This window comes from Pseudomonas sp. 11/12A, from assembly GCF_000800055.1.
Taxonomy (GTDB): domain Bacteria; phylum Pseudomonadota; class Gammaproteobacteria; order Pseudomonadales; family Pseudomonadaceae; genus Aquipseudomonas; species Aquipseudomonas mohnii.
The window spans coordinates 769,221-793,870 of the sequence record NZ_JUGV01000001.1; the positions used below are offsets into that span (position 1 = coordinate 769,221).

22 protein-coding genes are annotated in these 24,650 nt (G+C 61.4%); 7 read left to right on the forward strand and 15 right to left on the reverse strand.

Features of this window, described 5'->3' with window-relative positions; translation table 11 throughout:
* Positions 1-2: 2 nt before the first annotated feature.
* Positions 3-806, reverse strand: coding sequence for a 2,5-didehydrogluconate reductase DkgB (gene dkgB, locus GQ39_RS03615; protein ID WP_047527373.1), 804 nt, complete (start codon positions 804-806; stop codon positions 3-5).
* A 270-nt stretch (positions 807-1,076) separates the two neighbouring features.
* Here dkgB and GQ39_RS03620 point away from each other — a divergent pair, with 270 nt between their 5' ends.
* From GQ39_RS03620 to GQ39_RS03630, 3 genes are all read left to right on the forward strand, one after another.
* Complete coding sequence (locus GQ39_RS03620; protein ID WP_047527374.1) at positions 1,077-1,943, forward strand: pirin family protein; 867 nt, start codon at positions 1,077-1,079, stop codon at positions 1,941-1,943.
* Positions 1,944-2,123: 180 nt separating this feature from the next.
* Positions 2,124-3,566 (forward strand): mechanosensitive ion channel domain-containing protein, encoded by a 1,443-nt coding sequence (locus GQ39_RS03625; protein WP_047527376.1) that lies wholly within the window; start codon positions 2,124-2,126, stop codon positions 3,564-3,566.
* 141 nt (positions 3,567-3,707) lie between these two features.
* Positions 3,708-4,148, forward strand: a complete 441-nt coding sequence (locus GQ39_RS03630) for a carboxymuconolactone decarboxylase family protein (protein WP_047527377.1) — start codon at positions 3,708-3,710, stop codon at positions 4,146-4,148.
* 24 nt (positions 4,149-4,172) lie between these two features.
* On the opposite strand, the gene GQ39_RS03635 is transcribed toward GQ39_RS03630, so the two are convergent.
* The 4 genes from GQ39_RS03635 to GQ39_RS03650 all read right to left on the reverse strand — a co-directional run bounded on the left by GQ39_RS03635 (position 4,173) and on the right by GQ39_RS03650 (position 9,055).
* Positions 4,173-5,765 (reverse strand): DHA2 family efflux MFS transporter permease subunit, encoded by a 1,593-nt coding sequence (locus GQ39_RS03635; protein ID WP_047527379.1) that lies wholly within the window; start codon positions 5,763-5,765, stop codon positions 4,173-4,175.
* A complete protein-coding gene (locus GQ39_RS03640) occupies positions 5,762-6,883 on the reverse strand; it encodes an HlyD family secretion protein (protein WP_047527380.1) in 1,122 nt (373 codons plus the stop codon). Before GQ39_RS03640 ends, GQ39_RS03635 begins: the two co-directional genes overlap by 4 nt.
* A 211-nt stretch (positions 6,884-7,094) precedes the next feature.
* Entirely contained in the window at positions 7,095-8,276 is a 1,182-nt protein-coding gene (locus GQ39_RS03645; protein WP_047527382.1) for an acetyl-CoA C-acyltransferase family protein, read from the reverse strand.
* On the reverse strand, positions 8,273-9,055 hold the full coding sequence (locus tag GQ39_RS03650) for an enoyl-CoA hydratase-related protein (RefSeq protein ID WP_047527384.1): 783 nt from the start codon (positions 9,053-9,055) through the stop codon (positions 8,273-8,275). Before GQ39_RS03650 ends, GQ39_RS03645 begins: the two co-directional genes overlap by 4 nt.
* 232 nt (positions 9,056-9,287) lie before the next feature.
* On the opposite strand from GQ39_RS03650, the gene GQ39_RS03655 reads away from it, so the two are divergent.
* From GQ39_RS03655 to GQ39_RS03665, 3 genes are read left to right on the forward strand one after another with little or no spacing between them, the layout of a single operon-like run.
* Positions 9,288-10,391: a polyamine ABC transporter substrate-binding protein gene (locus GQ39_RS03655; protein ID WP_047527385.1), complete on the forward strand. Its 1,104-nt coding sequence runs from the start codon at positions 9,288-9,290 to the stop codon at positions 10,389-10,391.
* Between the two features lie 30 nt (positions 10,392-10,421).
* A complete protein-coding gene (locus GQ39_RS03660) occupies positions 10,422-11,840 on the forward strand; it encodes an aminotransferase (RefSeq protein ID WP_047527387.1) in 1,419 nt (472 codons plus the stop codon).
* Between the two features lie 53 nt (positions 11,841-11,893).
* Entirely contained in the window at positions 11,894-12,745 is an 852-nt protein-coding gene (locus GQ39_RS03665; protein ID WP_177329318.1) for a helix-turn-helix domain-containing protein, read from the forward strand.
* A gap of 126 nt (positions 12,746-12,871) precedes the next feature.
* Here the strand turns inward: GQ39_RS03665 and paaZ are convergent, their stop codons facing one another.
* The 9 genes from paaZ to paaA form a co-directional block, all read right to left on the reverse strand.
* Entirely contained in the window at positions 12,872-14,941 is a 2,070-nt protein-coding gene (paaZ, locus tag GQ39_RS03670) for a phenylacetic acid degradation bifunctional protein PaaZ (protein ID WP_047527391.1), read from the reverse strand.
* A 58-nt stretch (positions 14,942-14,999) separates the two neighbouring features.
* A complete protein-coding gene (locus GQ39_RS03675; RefSeq protein ID WP_047527396.1) occupies positions 15,000-16,253 on the reverse strand; it encodes an OprD family porin in 1,254 nt (417 codons plus the stop codon).
* Between the two features lie 34 nt (positions 16,254-16,287).
* A complete protein-coding gene (locus GQ39_RS03680; protein ID WP_081997839.1) occupies positions 16,288-17,934 on the reverse strand; it encodes a cation acetate symporter in 1,647 nt (548 codons plus the stop codon).
* Complete coding sequence (locus GQ39_RS03685) at positions 17,931-18,239, reverse strand: DUF485 domain-containing protein (RefSeq protein WP_047527400.1); 309 nt, start codon at positions 18,237-18,239, stop codon at positions 17,931-17,933. Before GQ39_RS03685 ends, GQ39_RS03680 begins: the two co-directional genes overlap by 4 nt.
* 183 nt (positions 18,240-18,422) lie before the next feature.
* Positions 18,423-19,499, reverse strand: a complete 1,077-nt coding sequence (gene paaE / locus GQ39_RS03690) for a 1,2-phenylacetyl-CoA epoxidase subunit PaaE (RefSeq protein WP_047527402.1) — start codon at positions 19,497-19,499, stop codon at positions 18,423-18,425.
* A gap of 33 nt (positions 19,500-19,532) precedes the next feature.
* Positions 19,533-20,066: a 1,2-phenylacetyl-CoA epoxidase subunit PaaD gene (paaD, locus tag GQ39_RS03695; protein ID WP_047527404.1), complete on the reverse strand. Its 534-nt coding sequence runs from the start codon at positions 20,064-20,066 to the stop codon at positions 19,533-19,535.
* Positions 20,053-20,814, reverse strand: coding sequence for a 1,2-phenylacetyl-CoA epoxidase subunit PaaC (paaC, locus tag GQ39_RS03700; protein ID WP_047527406.1), 762 nt, complete (start codon positions 20,812-20,814; stop codon positions 20,053-20,055). The genes paaD and paaC overlap by 14 nt, the downstream gene beginning before the upstream one ends.
* Before the next feature lie 8 nt (positions 20,815-20,822).
* Complete coding sequence (gene paaB, locus GQ39_RS03705; RefSeq protein WP_007943393.1) at positions 20,823-21,104, reverse strand: 1,2-phenylacetyl-CoA epoxidase subunit PaaB; 282 nt, start codon at positions 21,102-21,104, stop codon at positions 20,823-20,825.
* Positions 21,105-21,132: 28 nt separating this feature from the next.
* Entirely contained in the window at positions 21,133-22,122 is a 990-nt protein-coding gene (paaA, locus tag GQ39_RS03710; RefSeq protein ID WP_047527409.1) for a 1,2-phenylacetyl-CoA epoxidase subunit PaaA, read from the reverse strand.
* A gap of 15 nt (positions 22,123-22,137) precedes the next feature.
* Here paaA and GQ39_RS32935 point away from each other — a divergent pair, with 15 nt between their 5' ends.
* Positions 22,138-22,458 (forward strand): hypothetical protein, encoded by a 321-nt coding sequence (locus GQ39_RS32935; RefSeq protein ID WP_047527410.1) that lies wholly within the window; start codon positions 22,138-22,140, stop codon positions 22,456-22,458.
* Between the two features lie 864 nt (positions 22,459-23,322).
* Here the strand turns inward: GQ39_RS32935 and paaK are convergent.
* Positions 23,323-24,648, reverse strand: coding sequence for a phenylacetate--CoA ligase PaaK (paaK, locus tag GQ39_RS03725; RefSeq protein ID WP_047527413.1), 1,326 nt, complete (start codon positions 24,646-24,648; stop codon positions 23,323-23,325).
* Between the last annotated feature and the right edge of the window lie 2 nt (positions 24,649-24,650).

Here is a 24,650-nt window from a genome sequence, read left to right on the forward strand (position 1 = left end):
GCTTAGTCCCAGTGTGGCGCGATGCCTTTGGGGCTGGTCAGGCGATGGCCGCGATCCAGACTGGCGATCAAGGCCATGTCGGCTTCGCTGAGAATCAGTTCGCGGGCCTTCAGGTTGCTTTCAAGGTTGGCGCGTTTCGTGGACGAAGGAATCACCGCGTAACCCGATTGCATGGCCCAGGCCAGGGTGACCTGTGCCGGGGTCGCCTGCAGGCGCTCGGCTATCTGCCGGATGACCGGGTCCTTGAGCACTTCGCCGTAAGCCAGGGTCATGTACGAGGTGATCTGGATGCCCTGGCGCTGCGCAAACTCGACCACTTTGCGGTTTTGCAGATAGGGGTGCAGTTCGATCTGGTTAGTAGCGATGTGCTCGGCGCCGATGGCGGCGATGGCTTGTTTCATCAGGTCGATGGTGAAGTTCGACACCCCGATCTGCCGGGTCAGGCCCAGTTGCCTGGCTTCGAGCAGGGCGCCCATGAATTCCTCCACCGGTACCTGATCTTCCGGCGACGGCCAGTGGATGAGCGTCAGGTCCAGGTAGTCGGTGCGCAGTTTGCGCAGGCTCTCCTTGAGACTGTCGATGAGGCGATCCCTGGCGAAGTTGGCCACCCAGATCTTGCTGGTGATGAACAGTTCGTCACGGGCGATCCCACTGGCGGCGATGGCCTCGCCAACCTCGGCTTCGTTCTCGTAGATTTGCGCGGTGTCGATGACCCGGTAGCCCAGTTCGAGGCCGGTGCGCACCGAATCGATGACCACCTGGCCTTGCAAGCGAAAAGTACCCAGGCCGAATGCGGGGATAGACATGAAAGACTCCAGAGGTTGCAGTGGGAATGGGCGCGAGTATCCGTATTCGCTTCCCTGGGAAAAACCGCTGCAATGGCAAAGCAATGTTTACCGGAAATCATGAATCGGACAGTCTGCTGTAGCGCGGGGACTGATCTGGCGGCGTGGGCGTCAGATGAGTCATCATCGTTCTGCTAGTAGAACGATCAAGCTGTTTTTCACCGTCTAGCGCTTCATTGGCGATATTTTTAAGCTATGTCCATGGTTTCACTCACCTCTTCAGGAGACACCATGAAAAACATCATCGGTATCTACACCAGCCCGCATATGCACTGGGTCGGCGACGGTTTTCCGGTCCGTACGCTGTTTTCCTACGACAACCTGGCCAAACACATCAGCCCGTTTCTGCTGCTGGATCACGCGGGGCCGGCTGAATTCACCCCGACCACCGAGCGACGTGGCGTGGGTCAGCACCCGCACCGGGGTTTCGAAACCGTGACCATCGTCTACAAGGGCGAACTGGAACACCGCGATTCCACTGGCAGTGGCGGCAAGATCGGCGCGGGTGATGTGCAATGGATGACCGCTGCTTCCGGCATTCTCCACGAAGAGTTCCATTCCGAAGGTTTTGCCAAAAGCGGCGGCACCCTGGAGATGGTGCAGTTGTGGGTCAACCTGCCGGCCAGGGACAAAATGGCCGATCCCGGATACCAGACCCTTCTCGACGCTGATATCCCAAGCATCGCCCTGAAAAACAACGCAGGCCGCCTGCGCTTGATTGCCGGTGAGTTCGATGGGCAAACAGGCCCGGCGCGCACCTTTACGCCGATCGACGTCTGGGATCTGCGTCTCAATGGCGGCCAGGCGCTCACGCTTGACCTGCATGAAGGTCGTAACACGGCGTTGGTGATCTTGCGCGGCACGGTTCAGGTCAATGGTGAGGAGTCGGTGGGCGAAGGGCAGTTGGTCCTGTTCGAGCGCCAGGGCAACCAGCTCACCCTGCAAGCGAGTGCCGATGCAGTGGTGTTGTTGCTCAGCGGTGAGCCGATTGACGAGCCCATCGTCGGTCACGGTCCGTTCGTGATGAACACCGAACAGGAGATCCACCAGGCTTTCGCCGACTTCCAGTCCGGCCGCTTCGGTCGCATGCACGGTTGACGGGAAGACCCGCGACATCGCGCTGAGCATGGGCACGTACATCCGGCAACCCCCATAACCTGTGGCAACGGGCAAGCACGTTGCTGCAGGTTTGTGCACGTCAGGCTCCAGCTAAATCAATTGCTCCTACACTGTGGCCAATGCGATCTTGCGTTCATTGTTCCGGGCTGGAGTTGCTTGATGTTGTCTTTTCTTACCGAACATCCGCTGATTTGCGCCATGGTGCTGGTTCTGATCGATCTCGGGCTGTGGCGTTTAGTCAGTGCCAATCGCAATGGCTGGAAGCTGTTGGTGCGGGTCGTGATTTTTTCATTGTTCAGTCTTCTGCTGTTCAACGAAGGCTTGAATCCGATGGAGCCGGCGCCGTGGGCCGACAACGTGCCGTTGCATCTGGCGGCGACAGGGTTGCAGATCGGTTGGTGGCTGTTCGGTGCGCGCACCCTGACCGTGTTGATTGGCGCGGCGATGATGCAACGGGTCGGGCATACCGGGCGACTGTTGCAGGACCTGCTCGGCGCGGTGATTTTCCTGGTCGCGGTCATCGCGGCCCTGGCGTACGTGCTTGATCTGCCGGTCAAGGGCGTCCTGGCCACATCCGGCGCGCTGGCGATCATTGTCGGCCTGGCCTTGCAGAGCACCCTCAGCGACGTATTTTCCGGGATCGTCCTCAACACCACCAAACCCTATCAACTGGATGACTGGATCTCCATCGACGGCACCGAAGGCCGGGTCATCGACATCGATTGGCGCGCCACGCGCCTGCAGACGTCCCTGGGCTGCATGGCGGTGATTCCCAATTCGCTGGCGGCCAAGGCCAAGATCGTCAACTTCAGCCGGCCCAGCGACATTTTCGGCATTTCGATCAGTTTGCAGGTGAGCCCCCATGTCCGGCCGAACAGGGTGATCGATGCCCTTGAGCGGGCGATGCAGGGCTGCCGCATGCTGTTGACCACGCCGCCAGCCAAAGTGGCACTGAAAAACTCCTCCAGCACTGGCGTGGAATTCGAAATCATCGGGTTTGTCGCCTCGATGAACGAGCAGCGCGAGGTACGCAATCAACTCTACGATCTGGCGTACCGGCATTTGCAGGCGTCCGGGGTCAACTTGCTCTCGGGCGAGGAATCCTGCACGCCGACCAACCTCTCGCGGCCACGGGCGCTGCTCGACAGTTCACCGATCTTCTCTACCTTGCGTCAGGAAGAGAAAGAAACCTTCAGCCAGAACATGAGCCTGCAAACCTTTCGTGCCGGCGAGACGATATTGGCGGCGGGGGAGGTCAGTGATCATTTGTTCATCATTGAATCCGGGGTGGTGACGGTCACCTTGAGCCGCCACGGTACGCCTTTCGAATCCGGGCGCATGGGACCGGGCGAAGTGATCGGCGAGGCGGGCATCCTGGAAGACAGTTCGGTGCCCGCCGCGTTTGCGGCGAAAACCCCGTGCGCGCTTTACCGCATCGAGAAGGAGTACCTCAAACCTTGTCTGGATGCCCGTCACGACATCAACGATGCGATGAAAAACCTGCTGGATTTCCGTTTGCACAAAGCGCAGACACTGACTCAGGACGTGCCGCCGGTTGTGCAGAAAACGGGTTTTTTGCATTGGTTGCGTAATCGGGTATGAAGGGGCGTTGCAGGGTTCGCGGGGAGGTCGACCTTTCTTCTCGCGCAAGTGGCCTCCTCGACTTCTGGAACATTGGCTATTTGTCCAAAGCGCTTCGGGCACTAACGTAGTCACACACCCACTTGCCCTGGAGCACATCCCATGCAACCACGTACCGATTTCTATACCGCCAGCCCTGACGCCCTCAAAGCGATGATCGCCCTGGAAACCGCGGTTTCCAAGCTGCCGCTGGAGAAGCCCCTGATCGAGCTGGTCAAGCTGCGTGCTTCGCAAATCAATGGCTGCGCCTTCTGCATCGACATGCACACCGCCGATGCGATCAAGGGGGGTGAAACCCCGCGTCGCCTGTTCGCCGTGACCGCCTGGCGTGAGGCGCCGTTCTTCACCGATCGCGAACGCGCTGCGCTGCTCTGGACCGAATCCCTGACCCAACTCAGCCTGACCCACGCGCCGGATGAAGACTACGAAGTGGTCAGCGCCCAGTTCACACCCAAGGAAATGGTCGACCTGACCGTGGCCATCAGCACCATCAACAGCTGGAACCGCCTGGCGGTAGGCTTCCGCAAAACCCCTCAGGCCTGATCCTCAAGTCGCTGCCGATGCGCCTCAATGGGCATCGGCACTCGGCGCGGCCGGTGGTTGCACCTTGCGCATCAAGGGCACCATCGCCGTGGCGATGACGAAGCAGACCCCGATCATCAGAAACGCGTCGCCATAGGTTTGCGTCTGGGCTTCGCGATAGGTCAACAGCCAGAGCTGATGCAGGCTGGCAGTGACCCCGACATCGCCGCTCTGTCCCAGGGCGGCGAAGTTGTTTGCGACCTGCGACAGCCACTGGTTGAGGGCCTCGTTGGTGCTGTTGAGGTTCTCCGCCAGCCTTGTGAAGTGCAGGTTGGTGCGGTCGTTGAGAATGGTCGCACAGGCGGCGATGCCAATCGCGCCGCCCAGGTTACGCATCAGGTTGAACAACCCCGAAGCATGTTTCAGTCGCGCCGGTGCCAACCCGCCCAGGGTCAAGGTCACCGCGGGCGGCACCGCCAGTTGCTGGGCAATCCCGCGCAGGGCTTGCGGCAGCATCAATTCCCTGGCGCCCCAGTCATGGGTGATCGGGCTGAAATCCCACATCGACAAGGCGAACAGCCCAAGGCCGGCCATCATGATCCAGCGCAGGTCGACGCGGTTGGCCAGAAAGGCATACAGCGGAATCGCCATGATCTGGAACACGCCGGTGGAGAAAACCGCCAGACCAATGTCCAGCGCGCCGTAGCCACGCACCCGACCGAGAAACAGCGGCGTCAGGTAAATGGTGGCGAACAGGCCGATGCCGGTGACGAACGAGAAGAAGCAGCCGAGGGCGAAGTTGCGGTCCTTCAGGGCGCGCAGATCGACGATCGGGTTGGCCACGTGCAAGGTCCGGCCAATAAACGCCAGGCCTGCCAGGCCGCTGATCCAGGCGGTGGTCAGAATCGTGCGGTCACAGAACCAGTTCCAGCGCGGGCCTTCTTCGAGGGTGTATTCCAGGCAACCGAGGAACAGGGCGAGAAAGACCATGCTTGTATAGTCGGCGCCTTTGAGCAGCGACAGTTCCGGCTGGTCGATCTTCACCAGCATCGGCACCGCCACTGCAACGAAAATCCCTGGCACCAGGTTGATGTAGAACAGCCAGTGCCACGACGAAATGTCGGTGATCCAGCCACCGATGACCGGGCCCAGGGTCGGCGCCAGGGAAGCCACAGCGCCGATGGTCGCGGCGGCGATGACCCGTTGCTTGCCGCTGAAGAACACGAAGGCCGTGGTGAACACCATCGGGATCATCGATCCGCCGAGAAACCCTTGCAGGGCGCGGAAGGCGATCATGCTCTGGATGTTCCATGCCGCGCCGCACAACAGGCTGGTCAGGGTGAAGCCCACCGCCGAGGCGCAAAACAGCCAGCGTGTGGAGAACACTCGGGAGAGCCAGCCCGACAGTGGAATGACGATGATTTCGGCGATCAGGTAACTGGTTTGCACCCAGGCGGTTTCGTCAGTACCGGCCGAGAGTCCGCCACCAATGTCACGCAGCGACGCCGAGACGATCTGGATGTCCAGCAACGCAATGAACATGCCGATGCACATGCTGGCGAAGGCGAAGACCTTGGTCGCCGTCGCCATGTTCGCCGCATTGAACGGTTGCGCCGGGGCGGCGAGGGCGCGGCTCATGGCGCGCTGGCCACGGCTGGCGCTTCAGGCTCCTTGCGGGTGTCCACTTCGGCGGTCACCGACAGGCCGGGGCGCAGGTGGCCGAGCACGCCGTCAGCCGGATCGAGGTGAATGCGCACCGGCACCCGTTGCACGATCTTGGTGAAGTTGCCGGTGGCGTTTTCCGGCGGTAGCACGCTGAACTGAGCGCCGCTGGCCGGCGCGAGGCTGTCCAGGTGACCGTGGAATTCCTGACCCGAGAGCACGTCGGCATGAATCACGACTCGCTGGCCGGGCGTCATGCGTGCCAATTGGTCTTCCTTGAAATTGGCATCGACCCACAAGCCGCTGGAGGGCACGACCGACAGCAGTTGCGAACCGGCCTGGGCATAAGCGCCGAGCCGTGCCCGGCGATTGCCGATCACGCCGTCGACGGGTGCGCGCAGTTCGGTATAGCCCACGTTCAACTGCGCCAGATCACGTTCGGCCCTGGCCTGGATCAGCGCGGCGCGGGCCTGCTGTTTCTGGGTGGCGATCACGTTCAACTGCCGCTGAGCGGCCAGCAACTCAGCCTGGGCGCGATTGCTTTGGGCCTGGGCGGTCTTGAAGGTGGCGTTGGCCCTCTGCGCGCTTTCCACGGAAACGGCGCTGGTGCTGACCAGTTTTTTGTAGCGCGCGTCGTCATCCCGCGAACGGGCGGTTTCGGCGCCGGCGGCGTCGATGCCGGCGCGGGCCTGGCCGATGACGGCTTGCTGCAGTTGTTCGGTGGCGTCGAGGTTGGCGAGCAAGGCTTCCTCGGCCGCTACCGCGCCTTCGGCCTTGGCCAGGTTGGCGCGGTAATCGCGGGAGTCGAGACGAATCAGCACATCGCCGGCCTTGACCTTCTGGTTGTCGGTCACCAGCACTTCGTCGATGTAACCCGCCACTTTCGGCCCGATCACCGTCACATCGCCGCCAATGTAGGCATCGTCGGTTGCTTCGATGAAACGGCCGGCTGTCCACCAATGCGCGGCGTACACACCGGCCACTACCAGCGCCGCCACACCCAGCGTCGGCAGGAGCAGGCGCTTGAGCAGGGGAGGCCTGGGGGTGTTCACCGGGACAGCAAGGTCGGGTTCAACGGGGGGCATGCCGGTCATGGAGAATTACCTGTCGGAAGCGGCGTTTAATTACGCACGTAATATGACGTATGTAATATTTTGTGGCAAATGGTTTTTGCGGCCGGTCGTCAGGTGGTTTGTCCAGTGGAAATAAAGAAGGTTTTGTGTGCGCTGGAGGACCCTGTGGGTTTACTGGAATGAAAAAAGGCCGGTGATCTGCGCGATCACCGGCCTTTTTTGGACCTATTGCTTAGACGCGTTCGAAAATCGCCGCAATCCCTTGGCCGCCACCGATGCACATGGTCACCAGGGCGTAACGGCCGTTGATGCGGTGCAGTTCGTGGATGGCCTTGGTGGCGATGATGGCGCCGGTCGCGCCTACCGGGTGACCCAGGGCGATACCCGAACCGTTCGGGTTGACCTTGGCCGGATCGAGGTCCAGTTCCTGGCTGACCGCGCAGGCTTGTGCGGCGAAGGCGATGTTGGCTTCGATCACGTCCAGGTCCGCGACGGTCAGGCCGGCGCGCTTGAGTGCCAGGCGCGTGGCCGGGATCGGTCCCAGGCCCATCAGTTCAGGCTCGACGCCGGCGTGGGCGTAGCTGACCAGACGCGCCAGAGGGCGCAGGTTGTTAGCCTGGACCGCGTTGCCGGTGGCCATGACCAGCGCCGCCGCGCCGTCGTTCAAGCCCGAAGCGTTGCCGGCGGTGACCGAACCCTCTTTCTTGAACGCCGGCTTCATTGCGGCCAACTGTTCCAGCGACGTGGCGCGTGGGTGCTCGTCGACGCTGAACAGCTTGGTGCCCTTGCGATCCTGGATTTCCACGGTCGCGATCTGCTCGCTGAAATAACCGTTGGCAATCGCATGGGCGGCGCGTTTCTGGTCTTCCAGCGCCAGGGCATCCTGCATTTCGCGAGTGATGCCGTTGCGTTCGGCGATGTTCTCGGCGGTGATGCCCATGTGGATGTTGTGGAACGGGTCATGCAGGATGCCCAGCATGTAATCGATGGCCTGGACGTTGCCCATGCGCGCGCCCCAACGGGCCGAAGGCAGCAGGTACGGGCCGCGGCTCATGGATTCGGCGCCGGCACCGATGGCGATTTCGGCATCGCCCAGCAGCAGCGTCTGCGCCGCGCTGATGATCGCTTGCAGGCCGGAACCGCAGAGACGGTTGACGTTGTAGGCCGGGGTTTCTTTCGGGATCCCGGCGTTCATCGCGGCGACCCGGGAGATGTAGGCGTCACGGTTTTCGGTCGGGATCACGTTGCCCATGACCAGATGACCGACCAGCGCCGGGTCCACGGCGGCCCGTTGCAGGGCGGCCTTCACGGCGGTGGTGGCCAGGTCGGCCGGCGGCACGTCCTTGAGTGAACCGCCAAAGGTGCCGATGGCGGTACGGGCGGCGCTGACGACGTAGACTTCCGGAGTGTTCATGGCTGGTTTCCTTTCGGTGAATTCTTATCAGTACTGCGATTGAGCAGGGCGTTCAAGGCCGTTTTCGCTTCGTCGCTATTGAGGCGTTCGATGAACAGCAGGTTCTCTTCACGCAGGGTGGCTTGCAGTTCGGCCATGCCGGCCTGTTTCATCAGTTGTCGCGATTGCCGCAGGGCTTGCTGAGGCATTGCCAACAGTCGATGGGCCAGACGGGTGGCCGCCGCCAGGCATTGCGCCCCGTCGTCGAACACCTCGTTGGCCAGGCCCCATGCCACCGCTTCGCTGCCGTCCAGACTGTCGCCCAACAGCAACAGGCGTGCGGCGCGGGCCTGACCGAGCAGGCGCGGCAGCAGCAGGCTGGCACCGAACTCCGGGCACAAGCCCAGGTTGACGAACGGCATGCGCAGCTTGGCATTGCGGGTGACCAGCACCTGATCGCAATGCAGCAGCACGGTGGTGCCAATGCCGATGGCGGCTCCGCACACGGCCGCGATCAGCGGTTTTTGCAGATGGGTCACGGCGCGCATCAGGCGGAACGCCGGGCTGTCCAGGTGCGTGGGTGGCTGCTGCAGGAAATCCACCAGGTCATTGCCGCTGGAAAAACAGGTCGGGCCACCGGTCAGGATGACCACGCCGACCGAGTCGTCCTCGTCCGCGGCGAACAACAGGTCGGCCAGCCGCATGTACATGCCGTTGGTCAACGCGTTGAGCTTGTCGGGGCGGTCGATGGTCAGCGTCAGTACGCCATCGCGTTGTTCATGTTTGATCAGGTCGGTCATGGATGGCTCTTGCAGAGTCGGTTCGGCCGCCACTTTAAGCGTCAGGCAAACCCCGCAGCTATGACAAAACGGGTCAACCCACCTGATGCTTTTTGCCATGTGCCGTGACTTGCCCGGCAGTGCCAGTCGGTCCGCACACACCCATTCGGGGTATGGTGCCGCCTGGCGAATCGCCCAATAGTAGGTTCACCGCTCATCCAGAGCCGAACTCGCTTGATAAGGTGAATGTGCAATGCGCAAGACACTGAGGGTGATTTCCAGTCTGTTTGCTCTTCCGTTGATCATCAACGCCCAGGCCGCCGAAGTGGACGACAGCCATACGCTGCGGCTCTACAACTGGGCGGATTACATCGGTGAAAAAACCCTGTCGGACTTTGAAAAGTCCACCGGCATCAAAGTCATCTACGACACGTTCGATTCCTATGAAACCGTGCAGGCCAAGTTGCTCACCGGCCACTCCGGTTATGACCTGATCGTGCTCAACGCCTCCCTCGCACCGCCGCTGATCCAGGCCAAGGTTTTCCAGCCGCTGGATAAAAAGTTGCTGCCGGGCTGGAGCAATCTTGACCCGAAAGTCCTGCATGACCTGCAAGGGTTCGATCCGGGCACTGCCTACTCGGCGCCCTACACCTGGGGCAGCAACGGCGTCACGTACAACGTCGACAAGATCAAGGAGCGCATGCCGGACGCGCCGATCGGCTCGCTGGCGATGATCTTCGATCCGAAGATCGTTTCGCGCTTCGCCGACTGCGGCGTGACCCTGCTCGATGCCCCCACCGAAGTCATTCCCATGGCCTTGAAATACCTGGGACGCGACCCGAGAAGCGCGGCCCCGGCAGACCTGAAAGCCGCCCAAGACTTGCTGTTGTCGGTCAGGCCGTACATCCGCAAGTTCGACTCGGTCAATTACCTCACCAGTCTGCCCAATGGCGACGTGTGCATGGCCATGACCTGGTCCGGTGACTACGCGACGGCCATGGCCCGTGCCGAAGAAGCCAAGAAGCAGATCAACCTGGCGTACTTCATTCCCAGGGAAGGCTCGCTGATCTGGTTCGACAATATGTACATCCCGGCAGATGCACCCCACGTCGCCAACGCCCACAAGTTTCTGCAATACCTGATGCAGCCGCAGGTGATGGCGGACGTGAGCGACTTCATCAATTACGCCAACAGCAACGCGGCGGCCACGCCATTGCTCAATGCCAGCGTGCGAAACAATCCGGCGATTTATCCCGATGAAGATGTTCGTCAACGGTTGTTTCCGCAGAAAACCCAGGACGCGAAAGACATGCGAGCCATGACACGCGTCTGGAGCACCGTGAAAAGCGGGATTTGATCGTCCAATCGTTTCGTTTGAGGTTCTTGTATGGCTACCCCAACTAAAAAAGTGTTCTCGACCGTCGAAGCGGCTGAACTGGTCAAGGCCGACAAGGCCCATCACATGCATGGCTATCACGTCTTCGACGAGCATGCCGAGCAGGGCTCGCTGAACATCGTCGCCGGCGACGGCGCCTATATATATGACACCCAAGGCAACCGTTTTCTCGATGCCGTCGGCGGCATGTGGTGCACCAACATCGGTCTGGGCCGTGAAGAAATGGCCCTGGCCATTGCCGATCAAGTGCGGCAACTGGCGTATTCCAACCCGTTTTCCGACATGTCGAACAACGTGGCGATCGAGTTGTGCGAAAAACTCGCCAGCCTCGCCCCCGGTGACCTCGACCATGTGTTCCTCACCACGGGCGGTTCCACGGCGGTGGACACGGCGTACCGGCTGATCCAGTACTACCAGAACTGTCGCGGCAAGCCGGAAAAGAAACACATCATCGCGCGCTTCAACGCCTATCACGGCTCGACCACCTTGACCATGTCGATCGGCAACAAGGCCGCCGACCGGGTGCCGGAGTTCGATTACGCCAACCCGCTGATCCATCATGTGTCCAACCCCAACCCGTACCGCGCCCCGGACGGCATGGACGAAGCGCAGTTCCTCGAGTTCCTGGTCAAGGAGTTCGAAGACAAGATCCTGTCGATCGGCGTGGACAAGGTCGCCGGCTTTTTCGCCGAGCCGATCATGGGCTCGGGCGGGGTGATCATTCCGCCCAAGGGTTACCTCAAGCGCATGTGGGAGGTGTGCCAGCGCTACGACATCCTGTTCGTTGCCGACGAAGTGGTCACTTCGTTCGGGCGCCTGGGCAAGTTTTTCGCCTCCCTGGACGTGTTCGATGTGCAACCCGACATCATCACCACCGCCAAGGGCCTGACCTCCGCCTATCTGCCACTGGGCGCGTGCATCTTTTCCGACCGTATCTGGACAGTCATCGCCGAACCCGGCAAGGGTCGCTGCTTCACCCACGGCTTCACCTACAGCGGTCATCCGGTGTGCTGCACGGCGGCGCTGAAGAACATTGAAATCATCGAGCGGGAAAACCTGCTGGCCCATGTCGACGATGTCGGCGGCTATCTGGAACAGCGCCTGGCCACGCTCAAGGATTTGCCGTTGGTGGGGGATGTGCGTTGCCAGAAACTGATGGCCTGCGTGGAGTTCGTCGCCGACAAACGCACCAAGGCGTTGTTCGCCGACGAGATCAACATCGGCGAAAAAATCCATGTGCGGGCACAGGCCAGGGGCTTGCTGGTGCGGCCGATCATGCACCTCAATGTCATGTCGCCGCCGTTGATTCTCACCTATGACCAGGTCGACGAAATTGTCGAGATCCTGCGGGTGTGCATCCTCGAAGTGGCGGCCGAGCTGGAGCAGAGCGGCCAGTATTTCGGCCAATGAGTCTTTCAGTCAGGTTTTTACCAAGGGCTTGCACACCCGCTAGACTGCGGGGCATGAGCAAACCAAACGACGACACACTGATCGCAATGCCCTTCGGGGCGTTGCACAAATGGCATGGGGGCATGCGCGAGGCATTCGCCCATGTCGACGAGCCTGACGCCCTGCAATACCTGGCGTCCGCCTTGGCGCAGCTGGTGTCCATCGAGTCGATGATGATCAGCCTGGAGCGCAAGGATCGCGCGCCCCGGTTGCTGCACCAGCGCGGTATTGCCCAGGAGTACCAGGTCTCGATTCTCGACCGCTATTTTTCCGGGGGCTACCTGCTCGACCCGTTTTGCCTGGCGGTGGAGCATGGCCTGGCGCAAGGCTTCTATCACCTGGAGGAAATCGCCCCGGACAACTTCTTCGACAGTGACTACTACAAGTCCTATTACCTGAAGGCGGGTTGTTCGGAAGACAGTTACTACATCGTCGATACGGGCAACGACACCAAGATATCCGTCAGCCTCTTTCAGGGTTTCGGGGGTGAATGCCTGCGGGTCGATCAGCTGAACCTGCTGCGCGCCGTCGAACCGCTGGTGCGCGAATTTGTCAGCGAGTTCAGTCAGCGTGGCCTGCTGCGCAGTCACGAAATCCAGAGCAATAACGATCAAGGCCTGCGTGATGATCTCAAGCACCGGGTGCAGTCGGCATTCGAGCAATTCGGCTGCGACGTGCTGACCGAGCGTGAGCGGGAAGTGGCGCACATGGTGCTACGCGGCCACTCGGTGAAATCCACCGCCAGCCAGATGGGTATCTCCCCGGAAACCGTGCGCATGCACCGCAAGAATCTGTACCTGAAACTGGAAGTGGGGTCGCAGTCGGAGTTGTTCGCGTTGTTTATTGAGTGGTTGCGCAAGCACTGACTACAACGCAGAGCCAATGTAGGAGCGAGCTTGCTCGCGAAGAACCTGAGAGCACCGCGTTCATCCAGAAAGCGCGCGCCATTATTCACGTCCATCGCGAGCGAGCTCGCTCCTACAGGTGTTGCATCAGTCCTCGCGTTTTACGACCAAGGTGAGAATGTCATAGCTGGCCACCAGTTCACCCAACTGGTTGGTGACTTCCACGTCCCACGCCACCACCCCTTGCGGGACGCCTTGCGGGCTCTTTTTGCCCTGGTCGATTTTGCGTTTGCAGGTCAGGCGTGCCTGGATGGTGTCGCCGATGCCCACCGGGTTGATGAAGCGCAAGGTGTCCAGGCCGTAGTTGGCCAGTACCGGGCCGACGCCTGGGGATACGAACAGACCGGCGGCGGCCGACAGCACGAAATAACCGTGGGCGATGCGCTTGCCGAACTGCGATTCCTTGGCGGCGATGTCGTCGAAGTGCATGTAGAAGTGATCCCCCGACAGGCAGCCGAAGTTCACCAGATCTGCTTCGGTGACGGTACGGCGGTGAGTCAGCAGCGACTCGCCGATCTGCAGGTCCTGGAAGTAGCGGCGGAACGGGTGTACGTCGGTTTCGATCACGTTGGCGCCACGCACGTATTCACCGGTCACCGCCGCGAGCATGGTGGGCGAACCTTGTACCGCCGCGCGTTGCAGGTAGTGCTTTACCGCACGCAGGCCGCCCAGTTCTTCACCGCCACCGGCACGACCGGGGCCGCCATGCTTGAGTTGCGGCAGCGGCGAGCCGTGACCGGTGGATTCACCTGCGCAGTGGCGATCCAGCACCAGCAAGCGTCCGTGCAATGCAGCGGCCACCGGAATCGCCTTGGCGGCAATCTGCGGATCCTTGGTTACCAGGCTGGCCACCAGGCTGCCTTTGCCGCGTGCGGCCAGGGCCAGGGCTTCGTCGAGATCGTCATAGGCCATCAAGGTGCTGACTGGACCAAAGGCTTCGATATCGTGGGCGCCGCCTTCGGCGTGCGGGTCGCGAGCCTGCAACAGGGTCGGGGCGAAGAACGCACCTTGACTCACGTTCTCGCCGCGCGGTTCGAAGCCATCGCGGGCGCCGAACAGCATGTCGCTGCTCTGCAACAGCGCTTCCAGGCGCTCGGCCACGTCTTTCTGTTGATCGTGGGACGCCAGCGCACCCATGCGCACACCTTCCACCGACGGGTCGCCGACCACCACTTTGGCCAGGCGATCGCGCAGGCGGGTGGCCACGGCATCGATGTGTTTGGCCGGGACGATGGCACGGCGAATGGCGGTGCATTTCTGCCCGGCCTTGGTGGTCATTTCCCGGGCGACTTCCTTGATGAACAGCTCGAACTCTTCGTCGTCCGGGGTGACATCCGGGGCCAGGATCGCGCAGTTCAGCGAGTCGGCTTCGGCGGTGAACGGCACCGAGTTGCGAATCAGGTTCGGGTTGACCCGTAGCTTGGCCGCGGTGTCGGCGGAACCGGTGAAGGTCACCACGTCCTGGCCTTGCAGGCGGTCGAGCAGATCGCCGGTACCGCCGATGATCAGTTGCAGGCTACCCGCTGGCAGCAAGCCGGATTCGTCCATCAGACGCACCACGGCTTCGGTCAGGTAGCTGGTGGCGCTGGCCGGTTTGACGATGCATGGCATGCCGGCGAGGAAGCTCGGGGCGAATTTTTCCAGCATGCCCCAGATCGGGAAGTTGAAGGCGTTGATGTGCACCGCCACGCCGCCCCGAGGCACGAGGATGTGGGTGCCGGCGAAGGTGCCCATTTTGCTCAGCTGCAGGGCCGGGCCTTCATGGACGACGTTGCCCGACGGCAGTTCCCGCGAACCGAGGCCGGCGTAGGTGAAGAGCGTGCTGTTGCCGCCTTCGATGTCGATCCAGCTGTCGGCGCGGGTGGCGCCGCTGTGGTGGGAGATCGCGTAGAGCTGTTCCTTGCGTTCGGCCAGGTACAGGGCCAGGGCCTTGAGGCGCTGGGCACGCTGCTGGAAGTCCAGCGCCATCAGGCCGCTGACACCCTGGCGACGGCCATGTTCGATGGCTTCGGCGAAGTCCGGGCGCTCTTCGTGGGTACGGGCGATTTCATGGCCGTCGATAGCGCTGCGCAGCACCTGGGCGCCGTGTTGGCCGATCCAGCGGCCGGCGATGAAACTTTGCAGGGTGGGGGCGTGCAGTGCAGGTGAAGAGGACATCACGATTGCTCCAGATTATGAAAGGTGTTGGCGCGGCCGCAACCGCGCTTTTCAGGGATTACCAAAGCGCCAGGGTGTAACCGACAATCAGCCGGTTCTCATCGATGGCGGTTTTCAAGCCATTGCCGGAACGGAAGGTCACGTTGCGCCAGCGCAGGCTGACGTCCTTGAACACGCCGCTCTGAATGACGTAACTGATGTCGGTGTCGCGCTCCCGCTCGCGACCGTTGTCGACGCTGCCGGCCTTGACGTGGCGACCGTCGGTGTAGCGCGTCATGAAGGTCAGGCCGGGGATGCCTTGCGCCGCGAAGTCATAGTCGTAACGCAGCTGCCAGGAGTCCTCGTCCGCGCGGGTGTAGGTGTTGTAGGTCACCAGGTTGACCACGTACGGGTCGCCGCCGTTGAGGAACGGAAAGGCGCTGTCGCCAGACAACTGCTGGTACGTGGCACTGACCTTGTGGGCACCGTGGGACACGGTGAACATGCTGTTGAAATTGCGATTGTCGATACGCCCGGCCCGCTCGGCGCCGTCACCCCGGCTGTCGAAATAGCGCAGGTCGCTGCGCAGGTTGAAGCCGTTGCCCAGCGGTTGGGTGTGCACCAGCCCGACGAACTGCTGGCGATAAATCTGATCGAGCTTGCCGTAGTAGTAGCTCAGGTTCAGTTGCGGGCTGAAGGCGTAGCTGCCGCCGGCAAAGTCGAAGTGATCACTGGTGGCGGTGCCGTAGCCGATGTCATCGTTGCTGGAGGAATCCCGCAGATTGGTCTTGGTCAGGCGTCCGGTGTTCACTGTCAGGCCACTGATTTCCTGGCTGGTGAGCAGGCCGCCCTCGAAGGTCGACGCCAGCAGGCGGGTGTCGTTGTAGGTCGCCACCGGCAACAAGGGTTGCAGGGTGCCGAGCTTCAGCACACTTTTGGAAACTCGCAGCTTTCCGGTCAGCCCCAGTTGGCTGTACTCGTCCGCCGGTTCGTGGCTGTTCGGGCCGTAGGGCAGCAACCCGGTACCCCGGCGATCCGGGCTGGAATCGAGTTTCAGCCCCAACTCCCCCAACGCGTCGAGACCGAAGCCGAATGTGCCTTCGGTGAACCCGGACTCGATGCGCGCGGTGAACCCCTGGGCCCATTCTTCAGCCTTGGATTGTGGTGCGTTGTCCTGACGGAAATCGCGATTGATGTAGTGGTTGCGCATTTCAATGCGGGCCTTGCTATCGTCGATGAAGTCGGCCATGGCGCTGGTGGCGACCATGGGCAGACTCAATGCGGCGGCCAGCGAAAACAGTGATTCGTAGGAGGCGGTACGCGCGGGCTTCATTATTTTTGTTCCCTGCCATCAGATCGATTGTCGTTTAGTGATTGCTGGCGCCGGAGGCACCGATTCCGGTCATTGAACGGATGAACTGCGCCAAGTAACGGCCGCGTTCAAGGGCGGCACGGGGCGAGGTGTCGGTGACCGAAAACACCCAGGCACTGAAGAAGGCCAGGCTCATGGAAAACAGCGCCGGGTTGGAGTAAGGGAACAGGGCCTTGTCGTGATGCAGCACGTTGACCCATACCGCCGGGCTCAGGATCAGCAGGACAATCGCCGAGACCAGCCCCGCCAGACTGCCGGTCACTGCGCCACGGGTGGTCAGGCCTTTCCAGTACATCGAGAGGAACAGCACCGGGAAGTTCACCGACGCGGCGATGGCCAGGACCAGCCCGGACAGGAACGCAATGTTCTGCGACTCGAACAACAGACCGAGGATGATTGCCAGAACGCCGATGCACAGCGTGGCAATGCGCGACACGCGAATTTCCTGCTGCTCGGTGGCCTGACCCTTGCGCATCACGCAGGCATACAAATCGTGGGACACCGCCGATGCGCCGGACAATGCCAGCCCCGCGACCACCGCCAGAATGGTGGCGAAGGCCACGGCCGAGATGAAGCCGAGGAACAGGTTGCCGCCCACGGCTTGCGCCAGGTGTACGGCGATCATGTTGCCGCCGCCGATGATCGCGCCGCTGGCGTCACGGAACGCCGGGTCGGTGCCGACCATGACGATCGCGCCGAAGCCGACGATGATCAGCAGCAAGTAGAAATAGCCGATGAAACCGGTGGCGTAGAACACGCTTTTACGCGCTTCCTTGGCATCGCTGACGGTGAAGAAGCGCATCAGGATATGCGGCAGGCCGGCGGTGCCGAACATCATGCCCAGCCCCAGCGAGATCGCATCGATCGGGTTCGACAGCAGCCCGCCGGGCGCCATGATGGCGTTGCCCTTGGCATGCACGGCGGTGGCGCCGGCGAACATCGCTTCGGTGCTGAAACCAAAATGCTTGAGCACCATGAACGCCATGAACGTGGTGCCGAACAGCAGCATCACGGCTTTGATGATTTGTACCCAAGTGGTGGCGAGCATGCCGCCGAAGGTCACGTAGAACACCATCAGCACGCCGACCAGCATGACCGCGTAGAGGTAATCGATGCCGAACAGCAATTCGATCAGTTTGCCGGCGCCGACCATTTGTGCCACCAGGTACATCAACGCCACCGTGAGGGTGCCGAACGCCGAAGTAAGGCGCACCGGGGTTTGTTCCAGGCGATAGGAAACCACGTCGGCAAAGGTGTATTTGCCGAGGTTGCGCAGGCGCTCGGCGATCAAAAACAGAATGATCGGCCAGCCCGCCAATACGCCCAGGGCGTACAGCAAACCGTCATAACCATTGAGGAACATCATCGCGGAGATGCCGAGGAAGGACGCCGCCGAGATCATGTCGCCGGCAATCGCCAGACCGTTCTGAAAGCCGGTCATGCCACCGCCGGCGGTGTAGAAATCGCTGGCGGAGCGAGTACGCCGTGCCGCCCAGCGCGTCACGCCGAAGGTGAACAGCACGAACACCAGGAACATGCCGATGGCGTTCCAGTTCATTGGCCGGGACGCGCCGTCGGCGGCCACGGCAAAATCAGTGACCACCGCCAGCGGCAGCAGGAACATCGCGAGAAGACGGCTCATCGGGCGCACTCCTGCTTGAGTTTTTCATTCAGCGGATCGATCACGTGGTTGGCGCGATAGACATAGAAACCGGTCAGTGCAAAGGCCAGCACCACGATCACTACACCCACCAGCATGCCCACGCTGGTCACGCCGCCGTTGAGGGATTGGCCGAGGGTAGAAGGGGAGAAAGCCACCAGCAGCACAAAGCCGTAATAGATCACCAGCATGGCCAGGCTCAGTGACCAGTACAGTTTCTGTTTGCGACGAACCAGCTGGATGAAATCCGGGTGCTGGCCGATGAGTTCTATTTCCTGGGGGGTCATGACGCGAGCTCCTTTGTTGTTTTTGTTTTGGGTGTAACGGTGTATTCGGGTTGATCACTGAACAACTGTGGGAGCGAGCCTGCTCGCGATGGCCGTGAACGATGACGCGTGGAGTCTGGATACACGCGTTGCTCTCAGGTTCTTCGCGAGCAGGCTCGCTCCTACAGGGGGGCGGTTGGGGGGTTAGAGCTGATCGAAATCCAGCACCACCTTGTCGCTCACCGGAAACGCCTGGCACGACAGCACATAGCCGGCGGCCACTTCGTAGTCTTCCAGGGCGTGGTTGCTGTCCATTTCCACTTCGCCCTCGATGACCTTGCATTTGCAGGTCGAGCACACGCCGGCCTTGCACGAGTAAGGCAGTTCGGCGCCTTGGGCGTTGCCGGCGTCGAGGATGCTCTGGCTGTTGCGTGGCAGGTCGAAGGCCAGGGCGCGGCCGTCGCTGATCACGGTGATCTGGCTGACGGCGGCGTCGACCTGGCGCGCGGCTTCGCGGGCCTGACGTTTTTGCTGGCTGCCAGCGGCGGCGAACAGTTCGAAGTGGATGCGTTCAGGCGCCATGCCCTTGGTCTTGAGGTTGTCGCGTACGGTCTCGGTCATTTCCTGCGGGCCGCAGATGAAGGCGGCGTCGAGGGCTTTGACATCGATCCAGCGGCTGAACAATTGCTCGCATTTCTCGGCGTTGATCCGGCCGTTGTACAGGTCGACATCCTGCTGCTCGCGGCTGAACACGAAGATCAGGTTCAACCGTTGCAGGTAACGGTTCTTCAAATCTTCAAGCTGTTCGCGGAACAAGGCGCCGGAGCTTGAACGGTTGCCGTACAGCAGGGTGACGCGGCTGTGCGGCTCGGTTTCCAGGGTGGTCTTGATGATCGACAGGATCGGCGTGATGCCGCTGCCCGCCGCGACCGCCAGGTAGTGGCCGTGGCGCGCCGGATCGAGTTCGACGCAGAAATGCCCGGCAGGCGGCATCACTTCCAGACTGTGCCCGGCCTTCAACTGTTCGTTGGCAAAGGCGGAAAAGCGCCCGCCAGCCACGCGCTTGATGGCGACACGCAGTTCACCGTCGTTGACCCCGGTGCAGATCGAGTACGAGCGACGCACTTCTTCGCCGTCCAGATGGGTGCGCATCACCAGGTGCTGGCCCTGGGTGAAGTGAAAACTGTCCTGCAGGTGTTGCGGAATCTCGAAGGCGATGGACACCGCGTCACGGGTCTCGGTGCGCACGTCCTTGATGGTCAGGCTGTGAAATTTACTCATTGTTGTTCTCCAGCTGGGACGGCCGATTGCCGCTCAGATGCACTTGAAATAGTCGAACGGTTCCCGGCAATCGACGCAGCGATACAGCGCCTTGCACGCGGTGGAACCGAACTCGCTGAGCACTTCGGTGTGGGCGCTGCCGCATTGCGGACAGAGGATCACCGGGCTTTCACCGAGCAGGCTGCGCTTGCTGGTACTGCCTTCGGGCGGGGCGATGCCATAGGCGCGCAGGCGTTCGCGGCCGCTGTCAGTGATCCAGTCGGTGGTCCAGGCCGGGGTCAACCGGCGCTCGAGTTGCGGCGCCTGGAAACCGGCCTGTTCCAGCGCCTGGCGAATATCACCTTCGATCACTTCGGTGGCCGGGCATCCGGAGTAGGTCGGCGTGACCACCACGTGCAGATGCCCGGCCTGCCAATCGAGATCGCGGACGATGCCCAGGTCGACCACGCTGACCACCGGCACTTCCGGGTCCAAGACCTCGGCGAGGATCGCCCACGCAGCAGCCAGGTCGGTCGGTTGTGCCGGCCGGGCGCCGAGGTCACTGGCGATCAGCTCACCAGGTTGCATCGGGGTACGCTCGTGGCAGGAATTGCATCTCGGCCAGCAGGATGCCCAAGTGTTCGGTGTGCAGGCCCTTGCGTGCATTGAGGTAGAAATAGCTGGGCGCGGCAGGCACGGGCAGGGTGGCGCTGGCGAAGATTTCGTTGACCTTGGCTTGCCAGGCGGCGGCGACTTGCGCGGTGTCCGGGGTGATGCCGGCCGCGTGCAGGCGTTGTTCGCTGTCGTCGGCGCTGGTCAGTTCGACGGTGAAACGCCAGACCTCGGGGATCGCTGCCAGCATGCGTTTGTGGCTTTCCTCGGTACCGTCACCCAGGCGTTCGACCCACTCGCCGGAGCGGCGCAGATGATAGGTGACTTCCTTCACGGCTTTGGCGGCGATCCCGGCGATGCGTTCATCGCTGGACTGGCTCAGGCCGCTCAGCACTTGCAGGTGCCAGGCGTCATACAGGAACTGCTTGAGGATCGTCACCGCGTAATCGCCGTTGGGTTGCTCCACCAGCAGCAGGTTGCGGTAGGCGCGCTCGTCGCGACGGAACGCCAGGTCGTCGGCGTCGCGACCGTCGTTGAGCAATTCGGCGGCATAGTCCAGCCAGTTGCGCGCCTGGCCCACCAGGTCGAGGCCGACGTTCATTAGCGCAAGCTCTTCTTCCAGGGCCGGGGCCTTGCCACACCATTGGCACAGACGCTGGCCCTGGATCAGGGCGCTGTCGCCGAGGCGCAGCAGGTATTCGATCAGATCGGTCTTGTTATTCATGGTCGACCTCACATGTGCCCGACTTCGGCCGGCAGCTCGTAGAAGCTGGCGTGGCGGTAAACCTTGTCGTCCGACGGATCGAACAGCGGGTCTTTTTCATCCGGGGAGGAGGCGGTGATCAGCGCCGATGGCACGACCCACAGGCTGACGCCTTCGCTGCGACGGGTGTAGAGCTCGCGCGCGTTCTCGATGGCCATGGTGGTGTCGGCGGCATGCACGCTGCCGACGTGCTTGTGGTTGAGGCCGTGCTTGCTGCGCACGAAGACTTCAAAGAGGGTCCACTCGGACATTTCAATTACTCCACATCAGGTGGCCGAATCAGGCGGCGTTCTTGTTTTGTTTTTTGCGGGCGTGGGCGACGGCGGCTTCACGAACCCAGGCACCGTCTTCAATCGCCTTGCGGCGGGTGGCGACGCGTTCCTGGTTGCACGGGCCGTTGCCCTTGAGCACTTCGTAGAATTCGCTCCACTGGATCTCGCCGAAATCGTAGTGGCCGCGCTCGGCGTTCCACTTCAGGTCCGGATCGGGGCAGGTGCAGCCCAGCAGCTCGAGTTGCGGGATGGTCTGGTCGATGAAGCGCTGGCGCAGTTCGTCGTTGCTCTGGCGCTTGATTTTCCAGGCCATGGACTGGGCGCTGTTGGGCGAGTGTTCGTCGCTTGGACCGAACATCATCAGCGACGGCCACCACAGGCGGTTGATCGCATCCTGGACCATGTCTTTTTGTGCCTGATTGCCGTGACGCATCATGGTCAGGAGGATTTCGTAGCCCTGGCGCTGGTGGAAGCTCTCTTCCTTGCAGATACGCACCATGGCCCGGGAGTAGGGGCCGTAGGAGGTGCGCTGCAAAACCACCTGGTTAACGATCGCCGCGCCATCCACCAGCCAGCCCACTGCGCCCATGTCGGCCCAGTTCAGCGTCGGGTAGTTGAAGATGCTCGAATACTTGGCCTTGCCGCTGTGCAGCTTGGCGATTTCCTCATCGCGGTCGGCGCCCAGGGTTTCCATGGCGCTGTACAGATACAGGCCGTGACCGGCTTCGTCCTGAATCTTGGCCATCAATTGCAGTTTGCGTTTGAGCGTCGGCGCGCGGGTGACCCAGTTGCCTTCGGGCAGCATGCCGACGATTTCGGAGTGGGCGTGCTGGGAAATCTGCCGGATCAGGGTTTGCCGGTAGGCATCTGGCATCCAGTTCTTGGCTTCGATCTTGATTTCTGAATCGATTTTTTCCTGAAAGGCGCGTTCCTGATCGGACATTTCCGACAGGTCTTTGATGCGCTTTACGCCTGTTTCTACGAGCTGTGCGTACATTGGGGGTCTCCCGCCGTGAATCTGTTCGAGGGCATGGAGAACTTTATAAGCGATACAGAAATTAATATCAAACTGAAAATGACGTGTCGTATTTGTTTTTTGTATCGCTTTGGTGGAGGGAAGCTTGGTTTTGGGGGTATATCCATTTCTTCGGTAACGGCGGCTGGCGGTTTCGCCGTTCAGGCGAACCATTTGGAAGAACGTAATGCGCCCCCTGTAGGAGCGAGCCTGCTCGCGATGGTGGATAACGATGACGCGGGCTATCTGAATGCCCGCGTTGTCCCGGCGTTTTTCGCGAGCAGGCTCGCTCCTACAGAGACAACGCAAACCCTGTAGGAGCGAGCCCGCTCGCGATGGTGGGTAACGATGACGCGGGCTGTCTGAATGCCCGCGTTGTCCCGGCGTTTTTCGCGAGCAGGCTCGCTCCTACAGAGACAACGCAAACCCTGTGTGCGAGCCCGCTCGCGATGGTGGGTAACGATGACGCGGGCTGTCTGAATGCCCGCGTTGCCCCGGCGTTTTTCGCGAGCAGGCTCGCTCCTACAGAGACAACGCAAACCCTGTGGGAGCGAGCCCGCTCGCGATGGTGGGTAACGATGACGTGGGTTGTCTGAATGCCCGCGTTGTCCTGACGTTTTTCGCGAGCAGGCTCGCTCCTACGGAGACAATGCAAACCCTGTAGGAGCGAGCCCGCTCGCGATGGTGGGTAACGATGACGCGGGCTGTCTGAATGCCCGCGTTGTCCTGACGTTTTTCGCGAGCAGGCTCGCTCCCACAGAGACAACGCAAACCCTGTGGGAGCGAGCCCGCTCGCGATGGTGGGTAACGATGACGCGGGCTGTCTGAATGCCCGCGTTGTCCCGGCGTTTTTCGCGAGCAGGCTCGCTCCTACGGAGACAATGCAAACCCTGTAGGAGCGAGCCTCTCGCGATGGTGGGTAACGATGACGCGGGCTGTCTGAATGCCCGCGTTGTCCCGGCGTTTTTCGCGAGCAGGCTCGCTCCTACAGAGACAACGCAAACCCTGTGGGAGCGAGCCCGCTCGCGATGGTGGATAAAGATGACGCGGGCTGTCTGAATGCCCGCGTTGTCATGACGTTTTTCGCGAGCAGGCTCGCTCCTACGGAAAAGCTGATGGACGTACACCAAAAAAAACCCAAAAAAAAGCCCCGCAAAAGCGGGGCCATAAGGGGTGCAGCAGTCATGCTTTCGGGCGCTTGTCCATCACGTGGCAAGCCTTGCCCTCTGAACGTTTGATCGAGTGGAAAGGCTGCAAAACAATCCGCGAACTGATCCCGATATAGGTCTTGATGTGCTTGCTCAGCTCCCCGCAAACAGCCTTCTGCTGTTCATCGCTCAAGTGCTGATGTTCGGCCTTCAACTCGACATGGACATCGACGCTGTCCAGGTTGCCATTGCGATACAGATGGATCTCATAGCACTCGGCAAGCTGTTTGACTTTCAGCACCTGCTCTTCGATCTGCGTCGGGAACACGTTGACCCCACGGATGATCAGCATGTCATCGCTGCGTCCGGTGATTTTGTCGATGCGTCGCATCGGCCTTGCGGTGCCCGGCAGCAGGCGCGTCAGGTCGCGGGTGCGGTAGCGGATCATCGGCAGGGCTTCTTTGCTCAGGGAGGTGAACACCAGTTCGCCCATTTGACCGTCCGGCAGCACCTCGCCGGTAACCGGGTCGATGATTTCCGGGTAGAAGTGGTCTTCCCAGATGGTCGGGCCGTCCTTGGACTCGGCGCATTCCATGGCGACACCCGGGCCCATGATTTCCGAGAGGCCGTAGATGTCCAGGGCGGTGATGCCCAGGCGTGTTTCGATGGCGCTGCGCAGTTCGGCGGTCCATGGCTCGGCGCCGAAGATGCCCAGGCGCAGGGCCAGTTTGTGCGGGTCGATGCCCTGGCGCTCGATTTCATCGGCGATGTTGAGCATGTAGGACGGCGTGACCATGATGATGTCCGGCTGGAAATCCTTGATCAGTTGCACTTGTTTCTCGGTCTGGCCGCCGGACATCGGGATCACCGTGCAACCCAGGCGTTCGGCACCGTAATGCGCGCCGAGGCCGCCGGTGAACAGGCCGTAGCCATAGGAAATATGCACCTTGTCGCCACGACGTCCGCCAGCGGCGCGAATCGAGCGGGCGACCACGTTGGCCCAGGTGTCGATGTCGTTCTGGGTGTAGCCGACGACGGTCGGTTTGCCGGTGGTGCCGCTGGAGGCGTGCAGGCGAACGATGTCATGCATTGGCACGGCGAACATGCCGTACGGGTAGTTGTCACGCAGGTCGGACTTGGTGGTGAACGGGAATTTCGCCAGGTCTTCGAGAGACTGGATGTCGTCCGGGTGCACGCCCAGGGCATCGAAACGCTGGCGGTACAGCGGCACGTTCTCGTAGGCGTGCTTGAGGCTCCAGCGCAGGCGATCCAGCTGATGTTGACGCAACTCGTCGATGCTGGCGGTTTCCAGCGGGTCCAGCACAGGATCAAGCACGGATTGGGCAATTGGCATGTTCATGA